Origin of the sequence: Tenacibaculum aestuarii (assembly GCF_964510395.1) — a bacterium.
In the GTDB taxonomy this organism is placed as follows: Bacteria; Bacteroidota; Bacteroidia; order Flavobacteriales; family Flavobacteriaceae; genus Polaribacter; species Polaribacter aestuarii.
Map to the genome: position 1 here is coordinate 113,180 of NZ_CAZEFY010000003.1, position 13,445 is coordinate 126,624.

Below are 13,445 nucleotides of genomic sequence, written 5' to 3' on the forward strand. Positions count from 1 at the left end.
TAGATGAATTTTGGTTAGTAATTAAATATACATTGTGTGAGTTAAAAACAAGAGAATACGTCATTTTTAATTTATTTAAAAGGAAAGGGAGTAGAGATTTGCTGTAAATAAAACAAATCTTACATGAATACATTAACTATAACAAACCTTACCAAAACATATCCTAACGGAGTTAAAGCACTAAACGGAATCAACTTAAAAATTTCAAACGGAATGTTTGGCTTGTTAGGTGCTAATGGAGCTGGTAAATCTTCTTTAATGCGTACGATAGCTTCTTTACAAGAACCCTCTTCAGGAAAAATTGTATTTAATGACTATGACGTTATTAACAAGCCTGAAGAAATACGAAAATACTTAGGGTATTTACCTCAAGAATTTGGAGTATATCCTAAAGTATCTGCTGAGAAGTTGTTAGATCATTTAGCAATTTTAAAAGGGATTACTAATAATACTGAACGCAAAAACCAAGTAGCTTCATTATTACAACAGGTAAACCTATATCAGCACAGAAAAAAAGCGATACATACTTTTTCAGGTGGTATGCGACAACGTTTTGGTATAGCACAAGCTTTATTGGCAAACCCTAAATTAATTATTGTAGATGAACCTACTGCTGGTTTAGATCCAGAAGAAAGTAATCGTTTTTTAAATCTTTTAAGTGAAATAGGAGAGAATGTGATTGTCATCTTATCTACTCACATAGTAGAAGACGTTCGAAACTTGTGTACGAAAATGGCAATATTATCGGAAGGTCAAATCATTTCACAAGGAAATCCGAAAGAATTAGTAGCGAGTATTCAAAACAATATTTGGACAAAAATCATAGCTAAAAATGAAATTGAGCACTATAAAAAACTGTACGATGTTATTTCAACCAAATTAGTCGCAGGTGAGACGCAAATAAGAGTTTTTTCTGAAACTACTTTATCAAATGGCTTTGAAAGAATTATTCCAAATTTAGAAGATTACTACTTCGCAACATTGTTTCACCATAAAAAAGCCTAAGCTATGTTTAAGAAATTATTACAATTTGAAATTTATTATCAATTAAAACAACGTGCCTTTCCTTTATTTGCATTACTGTTTTTAGGACTAGGATATTTTATAGGAAGCCAAGGACATGCTCCTACAGGAGTTAATTTCAATGCTGTTTATCAAGTTTACTTTCATACAGGACTTTTTACCTTAGGGAGCGTTTTTATCATCATGTTTTTTACGGTAACAGCTACCATAAGAGACAAACAGCATCATATGGAAGGCTTAATTTATAGTTCTTCAATAACAAAGCAGAATTATTTCTGGAGTCGTTTTTTAGGGACTTTTATCTTTAGTGTCTTGGCTTTTTCTCCTTTTATAATAGGATATATACTTGGAAACTACTTTTCTAGTTTAGATGAGAAAAGATTGGGGACTTTTAGTTTACTTAATTATATACAGCCTTGGTTCTATATAGTACTGCCTAATATTTTTATATGTACTTCTTTAATATTCTCTGTGAGCATATTTACCAAAAATAGCATTGCAACCTACGCAAGTGCTGTATGTATTTATATGTTATATTTTGTGAGTTCAATTTTCTTAAACTCACCTTTGTTAGCACAATCTGTTCCTGCGTCACCAGAAATGATGTCAGTAGCAGCAATAGCAGATTCTTTTGGAATAGCCGCTTTTTTTGAGCAAACTCAATATTGGACAGCCTATCAAAAAAACACGCAGTTACTTTCTTTTTCGGGGCTGTTTTTATTGAATAGAGCTCTATGGATAGCTTTTTCTTTAGGAATATTGTTTCTCACTTACAAGAGTTTCTCTTTTAGGAAAATGATGAAGAAAGTAAAGAAAGAAAAAACACTAAAAAATGAGACAAAACAATTAATTTCTTATAAACCAATAAATGGTGCATACAATTTTAAAGCACATATAAAGTCGCTTTTGTCTTTGATACGACTAGAGTTAAATAGTGTGTTTAGAAGCTTACCTTTTTTAGTAATTGTAGCTATGTGGTTGCTAATTGTTTTTTCTGAACTGTATGCAAACGTTGTAGAAGGACGCGAATATGGGGTAAGTATATATCCTTTAACAAATCAGTTGATAGAACTTATAACAAGTCCGTTAACTCTTTTTGGACTCTTATTACTAATTTTTTATGGTTCAGAGATTGTATGGAGAGAGTACAGTATGAATTTTAATTTAATCATAGGCGCTACTCCAGTAAAAAACTGGGTGTTCTTTGTAGCTAAGTTTATTAGTTTATTATTATTACCTATGCTGTTAATAGCCACAGGAGTGTTCATTTGTATTGCTTTTCAGGTAAGTTTAGGTTTTACAAGTATAGACTTTGTGATGTATGCTTCTGTATTTTATTATTATGGGATACAATTAATTGTATATGCTATGTTGTCCATATTTGTAAATGGCATCGTTAAAAGTAAGTATGTAGGAATGGGAGTTTTTGGTTTGTTGGTTATTGTTACTATGAAAGCAAATCTTATAGGTTTAGAACACCCTTTAACAAGTATAGGTTTTATGCCAAGAGTGAATTTTGGAGACATGACTATGCATAACAGTAATACTACACAGTTTAATCACTTATCCATATACTGGTTAAGTTTGGGGACGCTTTTAGGTTTAATAGCCTTTAAACTATGGAACAGAGGAATAATAAAAGACTTTTCGTATAAAATAAAACAATTGAAAGAAGAAAATAACCGAGTAGGTAGCGTACTGTTTTTAAGCTTTCTTTTATTAGCTGTAGGAGCAGGAAGTTTGGTATTCTACAATACTAATATTGTTTCAGACTATCAAACCGATAATGATTACTTAAATTTTAGTGAAAATTATGAACGGACGTATAAACAGTATGAGACATTAGAAAAGTTATATCCAGTTTCTCAAAAAACGACAGTAGCCATTTTTCCAAAGGAAAGAAAGTATACTATCAAAGCAAATTATGTTTTAAAGAACAAAAGTGACAAAGCTTTATCTGAATTATTAATAACAGAGAGAATCCCAGTAAAACAGCTCAATATAGAAAACACTCGTTTGATGGTAAAAGATACGGTGAATGGAGCCTATGTGCTTGAGTTTAAGAAGAAGTTACAACCTAATGATTCAGTACAATACACATTTACTATAGAGAAAGAAGTGAAAGGATACGAGGAAGATAAAAGTATTGTTCACAACGGAACCTATATTACATCTAGAAATTTTGAACCTATCATAGGGTATGCTGCTGGATTGGAAATTATAGACAGAACTGAACGTAAAAATAGAGGTTTACCAGAAAGAGAAGAGGAAGATGATTCAGACACTCATATAGCATTTGAAGATATCAAAATTGAAAAGGTACAATTTGAAACGGTTATATCTACAAGTAACGATCAAACGGCTATAAGCTCGGGAGAATTGCTACGAACTTGGTCTGAGAATAACAGAAACTATTACCACTACAAATCAAAAGGTAAAATATTTCCTATAATAGCCTATTTTTCTGCCAAATATGAAGTTCAAAAAACAATACACGAAGGAATAGCAATTGAGCAGTATTACAACCCTAGCCATAATTTTAATATCAACACAATAGAAAATAGTACAAAAGAAGCGTTAACATATTGTCAGGAAAACTTTGGTTCGTACAATTTTAATTACATCCGTATAGCAGAAATACCTTCACATTGGGGATTTGGTGGATTTGCGCATCCCGGAGTTATTAGCATGACTGAAGATCGTTTGTATTTGTCGGATGTACGTGATGAAAACACCTTTAATTTAGTCGCTAAAAGAACGATTCATGAAGTAGCTCATCAATGGTGGGGACATACGTTAACAGCCAAACCAGTTGCGGGTGGTTCTTTATTAGTAGAAGGGTTTGCGAAATATACAGAAGGAGTGGTATTAGAAAAGATGTATGGAAAACGCGCTTTGTATGCGTTAGCTGAAGATGCACGACGAAGGTATTTCTTAGGAAGAGCATTTGGTGAAAATATTGAACCTCCCATTTATAAAGTACAAGAAGAAGGTTATATTTCTTATGGTAAAGCGTACACAATGTTAATGGCATTGAGAGATTTACTAGGAGAGGAGAAAGTAAATCATGTTTTAAAAAACATGACAGAAAAACACCGATTAGATAGTACTCCTAAAGCACATACCATAGAGTTACTTGAAGAAATATATAAGATTACTCCAAAAGGATATCACCGACTGGTAAATGATTGGTTTAAAAAAATAATTACTTACGATATAGCTGTAGAAAAAAGTTCGTATAAGAAGTTATCAGATGGAACCTATGAAGTTATCGCCACCATAAAAGCGAAACGTTTTGAAACAATAGAAAACGGAGAGACTAAAGAAATTGGTATTAACGAACCTATTAAAATAGGAATCTTTACAACCCATCCTTCACTAGTAAAAGACAACAGTACAGTGTTGTTTTATGAGTCTAAACAATTGGCTAAAGAGCTTACTGAAGTTCGATGTATAGTAAATGAAAAACCTAATTATATTGCTATAGATCCTTATGGAACTAGAAATGATGAAAATTTAGTAGATAATATATTTAGAATGTAAGAATAAAAAATGCCTCATATTTGAGGCATTTTTTTGGTTTTAAGCATTTAAAAAATCTTTCAATTCTTGATAGGAACTAATTTGTATCGCTTCTTTTTGTTTGTTTATTACTGATGCTATTTGTGATGGAATTTCAACAGTTACATTTAAAACCTCTTCAACAACATCTAAAAATTTTACTGGATGTGCAGTTTCTAAGAAAATTCCGAACTCGTTTTGTAATCCGTACTTTTTCAAGCCTAAATATCCAACTGCTCCGTGTGGATCAGCAATATAATTAGAGTTCTCATAGATGTTTTTCATAGCGTCACGAGTTTCATCATCAGAAAAAGAAAAAGAAGAAAACGCTGCTTTTAAAAGCCCTAAATCGTTATTAAATAATTCTTGAATTCTGATAAAATTACTCGGATTTCCAACATCCATCGCATTCGATATGGTGGCTTTAGATGGTTTAGGGTGGTATTCACCACTTACTAAATACTTAGGAACAGTATCATTTACATTGGTCGAAGCCACAAAATGTTTGATAGGTAATCCTAGTTTTTGCGCCATAATTCCTGCGCAAATATTTCCAAAATTTCCACTAGGTACTGAAAAAACAACTTCTTTATGTTGTTTATACACTTGTTTATAGGCAAAGAAAAAGTAAAACATTTGTGGTAACCAACGGGCAATATTTATGGAGTTTGCTGAGGTTAACGTACGATTGATATCTGCATCTAAAAAAGCAGTTTTTACCATGTCTTGGCAATCGTCAAAAACACCGTCAACTTCTAAAGCAGTAATGTTTTGTCCTAAGGTTGTTAATTGTTTTTCTTGAATGTCGCTTACTTTTCCGCTAGGGTAGAGTATAACTACATCTACACCTTTAACTCCTAAAAATCCATTAGCAACAGCACCACCAGTATCTCCAGAAGTTGCCACTAAAACAGTAACTTGTTGATCTTTATCACGATTAAAATAACCCAAGCAACGTGCCATAAAACGAGCACCAACATCTTTAAAAGCCATAGTAGGTCCGTGAAATAATTCTAGTGTACCAATATTTTCTTCAATGGATACCACAGGAAACTCAAAATTGATGGTTTCTTTAATGATTTTTTGTAAAACGTCTTTCGGAATTTCATCACCCACAAATTGTTTGATGGCTTCATACGCAATTTCTTCATTAGAATATTCACCAATATTATCAATAAATTCTTTTGATAGTGGCGTAACGTTTTCAGGAAAATACAATCCTCTATCTGGAGCTAATCCGTTTACTACAGCTTCTTCAAAGCTAACGTTAGGTGATTTATGATTGAGACTATAATAGTTCATAATTTCGTGTTTAGTGTTGTTCTAAAATTTTAATTCCTTCTGTATTGATTTTTGAAAGAATCATGTTAAAATCAATTTGTTTGTTTTGGTAAGTGTTTTGTATGGTTTTGTAAACATTTTCAGCAGTTTCATCACCTCTACATAAAGTGAAAATAGTTGGACCAGAACCTGAAATTCCTGCTCCTAAAGCTCCTGCTTTAATTGCTTGTTGCTTCACTTCATCAAAATGTGGAATCAGATGTTTACGAGCAGGTTCAACAATGATATCGGTTAATGAATCCGCTATTAATTGATAATCATTCGTATGCAATCCACTAATTAAACCACCAACATTGGCCCATTGTGTAACCGCATCTTTTAAAGTAATTTCTTTCGGCAATACCGCTCTAGCATCTTTGGTTTTCACTTCAACTTGAGGATGGATAGCCACCACTCTTAAATCAGCAGGGACAGGAATTTTTACAATACTTAAAGGTTCGTAACTGCGCACCAACGTAAAACCACCATAAATAGCAGCAGAAACATTATCAGCTATCGGAGTTCCGCAAGTGGCTTCTTCTCCTAACATCGCAAATTGAGTTAATTCAAGCGGAGTGAAGCTATTTCCTAATAACTGATTTACGCCAAACGCAGCTCCCGCAGCACTGGCAGCACTACTTCCTAAGCCACTTCCTGGGGTATACCCTTTGTGAATGGTGATGTCGATACCAAAGTCAACGGGATGTTTTTCTAACATCGCTAACGCAACTACTCCCGCAGCATTTACTTTAGGGTCAGAAGGCAAATCAGCCCCAGTTATTTGGGTAATTCTTACACCTTTTGTAGCTGTTTTGGTAAAAGTCATCGTATCACCAACAGTTTCGAGTGCTAAACCTAAAGCATCAAATCCGCAGGAAACATTAGCAACAGTTGCAGGTGAAAATATTTTTAAATAGTTCATTTTTTTGCGATTAAAAACAAGTCGGTATCACCACCTTCTTGATATAGTTTGGTGTAATTTTCTAAAATTTTAAATCCTTGTGCTTCTATAGCTTCAATCAAATATTCTGGTTCATGATAGTGGATAAACACCGAGTTTTTTCCATCTGAGCTAGCAGTTATACGAGAGTCTTTTTCGTAATTTCCAATCATGGTGCTGATGTATAATAATCCATTAGGGTTTAACATCGTAGCAGCACCCTTTATAAGTTTTAGAGCATCCTCTTTAGTAAGATACGGAAAACAAAACCCGAAGATGATAATATCAAAACCTTGTTGTAAACTAGTAATATCTCTACAATCTAGCACTTTAAAAGAAGCTTTCGGATTGTACTGTTTTGCTAAAGTTACCATATTTTCAGCAGCATCCACTCCTAAAACAGTGAGTGCAGTATTGTGATGTAAGAGGTAATTGGTAATCTTACCAAAACCACAAGCTACATCCAACACATTATGGTGAGTCGGTTCCATATGTTTTAAAAGGAGATCATAACTATGATTGTACACGGTATCATTGGCAAATTTATCTTGATACGCCTGTGCTACATTGTTATAGACTTGTATGATATTTTGATAACGTTTTTCCATGTACTATTGATTTCCAATTCGTATCACATCAGCAAAAATTCCAGAAGCGGTTACTTCAGCACCCGCACCAGCTCCTTTTATTTGTAGTGGATTTACAGGATACCTATCTGTAAAAAACAATACGATGTTGTCACTTCCTTCTAAATTATAAAAAGGATGGTCAAACGGAATATGCTGCAAGCCAACACTTGCTTTTCCATCATTGAATTCAGCAACATATTTTAAACGACAATTTTTGTCAGCAGCTTCTTTGTATACTTGTTGAAAATGGCTTTCAAACTCGGTTAAAGAAGCGTAAAAATCATCATTATTGGTAGTTTCTAAACTCTTTTCAGGTAAAAATGAATTGTTTTCAATATCAGAAAGTTCCAAATCATAACCGCTTTCACGAGCAAGAATTAATATTTTTCGAGCAACATCTACACCACTTAAATCAATTTTAGGATCTGGTTCAGTGTATCCTTGTTCTTGTGCTTGTTGTACGACATCATGAAAAGAAACATTTTCATTAAAATTATTGAACACAAAGTTTAGAGAACCTGATAACACGGCTTGTATTTTATGCACTCGATCACCAGAAGCAATTAAGTTTTTAAGCGTATCAATAATAGGCAAACCAGCACCCACATTGGTTTCAAATAAAAATGGAACACTGTACTTTCTAGAGATGTATTTTAACTTTTTATAATTATCTAGTTCAGAAGCACAGGCTATTTTATTACAAGTAACCACCCCAATATTATTGGCTAAATAGTGTTCGTATATTTCAGAAACTTTCTGATTGGCCGTATTATCAATAAAAACTGAATTACGAAGGTTTAACGCTTTTGTTCTTTCAAAAAAGCGCTCCAAAGTACTTGCTTCTCCGTTATGTAATTGTTCTTTCCACGATTTTAAGCTGATACCACCTTCATCAAAAACCATTTGTTTTGAATTGGAAATCCCTATAACACGTACATTCAGTTTTAACTGTTCTTTTAAGTATTTTTTCTGCTGGTGGATTTGCGCTAAAAAGCGTTCACCCACATTTCCTACACCCGTCACAAACAAGTTTAATTGCTTTACTTTTTCCTCAAAAAACTGTTCGTGTAGCGTATTCAATGCTTTTTTGGCATCTGAACTGTTGATAACAGCAGAAATGTTTTTCTCTGAAGCACCTTGAGCAATGGCACGAATATTCACGTTGTTTTTGCCTAAAGAACTGAACATTTGTCCACTTAAACCTTGGTGATTTCTCATTTTATCACCTACCAAAGCGATAATTGCCAATCCTTGTTCTACAATAATTGGATCTATTTTATGACGTTCTATTTCAAAAGCAAAGGCTTCGTTAATTTTTAAGGCAGCTTTTTCAGCATCTTCATCATAAATACCCACACAAATAGAGTGTTCTGAAGAAGCTTGTGTAATTAACACCACATTGATGTTGTGTGTCGATAAAGTTTCGAACAAACGTTTAGAAATGCCAGAAACACCTACCATGCCACTTCCTTCTAAAGTTAGTAAGGTAATATTTTCGATATGAGAAATTCCTTTTACAGGTTTTCCGTTTTCTGTGATTTTAGAAATGAGTGTTCCTACATTCTCAGGTTCAAAGGTGTTTTTTATTCGAATAGGAATTTCTTTTTCCAACACCGGTTGAATCGTAGGAGGGTAGATAACCTTTGCCCCGAAATGTGATAATTCCATGGCTTCTTGATACGAAATATGTGGAATAGGAAATGCCTGTTTTACCATGTGTGGATTCGCAGTGTACATACCACTAACATCTGTCCATATTTGTAATTCATCAGCATTGACAGCCGCCGCATAAATAGCCGCAGAATAATCGGAACCTCCACGTCCTAAAGTAGTTGATTTTCCTTCTTTTGTACGAGCTATAAATCCAGGTAACAAAGTTACTTGGTGCTTATTTTTGTCAAAATACTCCTTACAATTGGCGTTGGTTAGTTGATAATCAACCTGTGCTTTATCAAAAGCGTTAGAAGTGATGATTAACTCTCTACTGTCTTTATATACCACATCGAGTTGCTTACTAGCTATGCTTGCAATAATGTAAGAAGATAATAATTCGCCAAAACCACTAATCGTAGCTAGGGTTTTAGGAGTAATTTCGTTTAGTAACAAACAACCTTCTAGCAAGGTTTTTAATTGTTTAAAAAGGGATGCTATATAGGCTTTAACTTCATCTTGCTGATTTTCAGGAACTAATTTTTCAATTACTTCAAAATGCAATCGTTCAACTTCTTGATAGTTTTCAAGATAATTAGCATTATTTTGAGCAGCTTGTTCTGCCGATGCAATGAGTTTATTAGTTGTTTTACCAAAAGCAGAAACCACCACAATAAGTGGACTGTTTACAGACGCATTGGCAATGATTTGTACTACTTTTTCTATGTTTTGAGGGTTGGCTACTGAAGAACCACCAAATTTTAAAACGTTCATTTTAAAAAGGATAATAAATTAAAAATAAGATTTTTTAAGCTATTTATCTGTTTTCAAGTCTTTTGAAAAAATAAATATATACGGAAATAATATGTAGAAAAATAACCCCTAAAGGGTTGTAGTAATAATTGTAGTTGTAGTGCCAACAAAAGAAGCCGTAATACTTACAGCTGGAATAGAGATGATATTTCTTTTGTTGTTAAACATTGGGGTAAAATTATAAATTATTTTTAAAAAACAAGTACATATGTTCTTTTTTTACGAAAAACCTTTTTTGATTGTACATAAAATACAACTATATTGCTAAAAAAATAAAAAGAATAAAATTGCTAAGAACTTCTGCATATCCTGCCCAAAAGGGAGTATAATGGTAAGTTTATTCTGCATATAAACTAGTTGTAAAACATTTGAAAAAAAAATTACTCAAATACGGAATTTTATCATTTTTTGGAATCGCAATGATTTACCAATTTATTCCAATTGGAGATTATTGTAGAGGACTTTTAAATGGTTTAAATCTTCTATTTTTCGGTGGATTATTGATCTTAACATTTCTAATAATTACAATTCGTAGTTTACTAAAACTTTTTAAACAGAAAAAACAATTTGATTTTATCCCATTTTTTCTGATTATATTTTTTGGAGTTTGTACTTATTTAATAATAGGTCTCGAAAATGAAAAATTTTGGACTAAAAGAATATTGGTTGGTATTATTGAAGTTTATGGAACTCCTAAAAGTGGAACATTGACACTCTATAAAAATGGCTCATTCGGAGCTACTTATCACAAAGCTGATTACAGCTGTACATTCCAAGGAAATTATGAAATAAAAAATGACACTCTACTACTAAAAAGAAAGAACTTAAATGAATTGACTGAAAAAACATTCACAACAGAATACATTATTGATCGAAAAAATAATATCTTGAAACCAAAAAATAAAGATTTTAAAATTGTTGAAATAACGACACTAACGGAATAAAAACGTTTTACAACAAAGAACTGAGGTAAAAAACAAGTAAATTTTATACTTTTTTAAACCAAAGTACTTTTATAATTTGCATCATAAGGCAAACCACTTTTTATTATTGCAAAAGCTTGTTTTAGTAGCTTATTACACACCGCTATTAAAGCAAGTTTTTTACTCTTACCCTTAGCTACAATTCGGTCATAAAGTTCTCTACATGTTTTGTTGTATTTGCAAGCATTAAAACTACACATAAACAATAAATTTCTAAGCTTTGGATTACCCATTTTACTTATTCGAGGTCTTCCTTTTTTACTACTGCCTGACTCTCTAATAGTAGGAGTTATACCTGCGTAACTACACAACTCTTTTGCTGAAGTAAAACGCTTAAATCCATCGGTAAAAACTAATAACATTAATGCTGTTTTACCCCCTATTCCTGGAATAGACTTTAATAAAGTCACTTCTTCTTGATAGCTCTTTTTTACATTTTCTAGCAACAAATCTTCTAATTTAACCATCTCTTTTTGTATATTTTTTAGCTGTCTTTTTAAGGAACCAACTACCAATTTCGATGGAGTTCCTAATACTGATTCGCCATGAAGCTTATTCTTTAATTGAGTAGATTGTTTCGTATAAACACTCAACAAACGTACTATTTGTAAACATTCTTGTTGTTCCTTGCTCTCTCCTTTCCATATAGAAGGGGCTTGACTTACACCATAATTATATAGCTGCTTTGCATCACTCTTATCCGTCTTTACTTTTGATAAATTCATTTGAATAAAACGTTTTATTTTCAACGGATTTTCTACTGATACCAAAACTCCTTTTTCTGTTAAAAAATAAGCTAATCGTACATGATAATACCCTGTGGCTTCCATTATACAATGAGTTAAATCACTTGTGATTAACAACAGCTCTTTAAAGCCTGATGCATCATTTTTAAACTGATACCAATTACCTTGATAATCATACACATCTAAAACATCTTTACTTACATCGATTCCTAAAAATTGTTTATTTTTACTCATAAGAAAAAAGGATTGGAAAGAAAAATAACTACTATCAATTCAACAACTTGAAATCGAGATCTTGGTCTCACAGAACTGAACGAATTTAAAGTAGTAAAGCGTAGGGATTATCAATGTTGACGAAATCTAGGTTTCAACGTATATCATAACCTTACTCTACGCTTTTTTCTTTCTGGTTTTTATTACTAAATTTAAACAATTGCTAACTTAAGACGTATAATTCCAACTAAGGTTTTGTGTCCTGCGGACACAGACGCTCACGCGTCAAAGTCAGTTCTTTTTACTATCTTTAGTTCTCAAATTCCCTTAGCTGGCTAATTATACAAGACCGTTACCAAGAATATCACCAAAATGGAGGACATCTACAAAATAATTGTTTCAGAGGATAAACTTAATGAGAAATTTAAGTTATTGTCCGAAAGTTCACTTTTTGACCCAGCTAAAAACATTATAGAAAATATCTGTTTCCTGATGAATGACCAAGATGGAAATTTTATAAAAGATTTTCAAAGTACTGGATTTGATGCAAGGCTTTGGGAAATTTATTTATACATATTTCTATTAGAAAATAAATTTCAATTTATCGAAGATGAAAACAGACCTGATTTCCACGTTAAAAAGAAAGAATACGATTTCTTTATAGAAGCCAGTTTGTCTGCCGAAAAAATAGATGAAAAATATTCAGAAGAATTCATAAAAGAATCTGTTGCTAAAATGGATTTAGTTGCCCAAAAAGATATAATGGATTATTATTCTATAAGGTTAGGTAGCGTTTTATTCTCAAAATTAAACAAAGAATACTGGAAATTAGATTGGGTTAAAGACAAACCTTTAGTTTTTGCAATTACACCATCACATAATTATATGGCAAAATTTTTACCTGATGCCAAATTAATGGAGTATCTATATGGAAAAAAAATAATAACAAAAGAGACAGAAAAGGGTTTAGAGCATATAAAAACTGAAATAGTAAAAGAGCATAAGAATGACGACAAAGTAATTCCTTCGTTTTTCTTTTCACATCCAAATACAGAAAATGTAAGTGCCGTAATTTTCTCAAATAATTGTGATTTACATAAATTCAATAGAATGGGTTTTGAACATAAGTTGACAGAAAAAGAACTAATAATGGTTCGCTCTGGTTTTAAATATGATGATAGTGACCCAAATGCACCTGCAAAGGATTTTACTTATAACGTGGAAAAAGGAAAATCGATAGAAGACTGGAATGAAAGCTTAACAATATATCATAACCCAAATGCAAAATTTCCACTTGACAGAAATATTTTTCAAAACGTTCGTCAAATTTGGATAAATGATGATGGAGAATTTGATGGCATTATGATGAAAAATTATGTATTTCATTCATTAACAATATCAGCTGAAATAAAATAAATACTGTTGGTAACACCGTGTATAATTAATGGCTGGTTCTCGCCTACTTACGAAAATCCTCGCGGATTTTCTATTAGGTTTTTATTTGCTAAATTAGGTGCTTAAACACGCCACTAATCATACACATCAACGTTGGGCACAATTAAAACCA

At 32.4% G+C, this 13,445-nt stretch carries 9 protein-coding genes; 4 read left to right on the top strand and 5 right to left on the bottom strand.

The annotated features are described in order from the left end of the window. The first annotated feature begins 123 nt into the window (after positions 1 to 123). The gene (locus tag ACKTSU_RS06590; RefSeq protein ID WP_408035584.1) at positions 124 to 1,005 is read left to right on the top strand and encodes an ABC transporter ATP-binding protein; all 882 of its coding nucleotides are present in this window, start codon (positions 124 to 126) and stop codon (positions 1,003 to 1,005) included. Positions 1,006 to 1,008: 3 nt separating this feature from the next. Beyond that, positions 1,009 to 4,566, top strand: coding sequence for an ABC transporter permease/M1 family aminopeptidase (locus ACKTSU_RS06595; RefSeq protein ID WP_408035585.1), 3,558 nt, complete (start codon positions 1,009 to 1,011; stop codon positions 4,564 to 4,566). A 39-nt stretch (positions 4,567 to 4,605) separates the two neighbouring features. On the opposite strand, the gene thrC is transcribed toward ACKTSU_RS06595, so the two are convergent. The 4 genes from thrC to thrA are packed head-to-tail and all read right to left on the bottom strand — an operon-like array spanning position 4,606 to position 9,897. Beyond that, positions 4,606 to 5,886: a threonine synthase gene (gene thrC / locus ACKTSU_RS06600; protein WP_408035586.1), complete on the bottom strand. Its 1,281-nt coding sequence runs from the start codon at positions 5,884 to 5,886 to the stop codon at positions 4,606 to 4,608. A 10-nt stretch (positions 5,887 to 5,896) separates the two neighbouring features. Next, positions 5,897 to 6,826: a homoserine kinase gene (locus tag ACKTSU_RS06605; protein ID WP_408035587.1), complete on the bottom strand. Its 930-nt coding sequence runs from the start codon at positions 6,824 to 6,826 to the stop codon at positions 5,897 to 5,899. Beyond that, on the bottom strand, positions 6,823 to 7,452 hold the full coding sequence (locus ACKTSU_RS06610) for a class I SAM-dependent methyltransferase (protein WP_408035588.1): 630 nt from the start codon (positions 7,450 to 7,452) through the stop codon (positions 6,823 to 6,825). The genes ACKTSU_RS06605 and ACKTSU_RS06610 overlap by 4 nt, the downstream gene beginning before the upstream one ends. A gap of 3 nt (positions 7,453 to 7,455) precedes the next feature. Continuing rightward, positions 7,456 to 9,897 carry a bifunctional aspartate kinase/homoserine dehydrogenase I gene (gene thrA, locus ACKTSU_RS06615; RefSeq protein ID WP_408035589.1) on the bottom strand — a complete coding sequence of 814 codons (2,442 nt, stop codon included), beginning with the start codon at positions 9,895 to 9,897 and terminating at the stop codon, positions 7,456 to 7,458. 407 nt (positions 9,898 to 10,304) lie between these two features. Here thrA and ACKTSU_RS06620 point away from each other — a divergent pair, with 407 nt between their 5' ends. Then, positions 10,305 to 10,880: a hypothetical protein gene (locus tag ACKTSU_RS06620; protein ID WP_408035590.1), complete on the top strand. Its 576-nt coding sequence runs from the start codon at positions 10,305 to 10,307 to the stop codon at positions 10,878 to 10,880. A gap of 53 nt (positions 10,881 to 10,933) precedes the next feature. On the opposite strand, the gene ACKTSU_RS06625 is transcribed toward ACKTSU_RS06620, so the two are convergent. Then, positions 10,934 to 11,899 carry an IS110 family RNA-guided transposase gene (locus ACKTSU_RS06625; protein ID WP_408035591.1) on the bottom strand — a complete coding sequence of 322 codons (966 nt, stop codon included), beginning with the start codon at positions 11,897 to 11,899 and terminating at the stop codon, positions 10,934 to 10,936. 351 nt (positions 11,900 to 12,250) lie between these two features. Here ACKTSU_RS06625 and ACKTSU_RS06630 point away from each other — a divergent pair, with 351 nt between their 5' ends. Continuing rightward, positions 12,251 to 13,294: a hypothetical protein gene (locus ACKTSU_RS06630; protein ID WP_408035592.1), complete on the top strand. Its 1,044-nt coding sequence runs from the start codon at positions 12,251 to 12,253 to the stop codon at positions 13,292 to 13,294. Positions 13,295 to 13,445 lie beyond the last annotated feature (151 nt).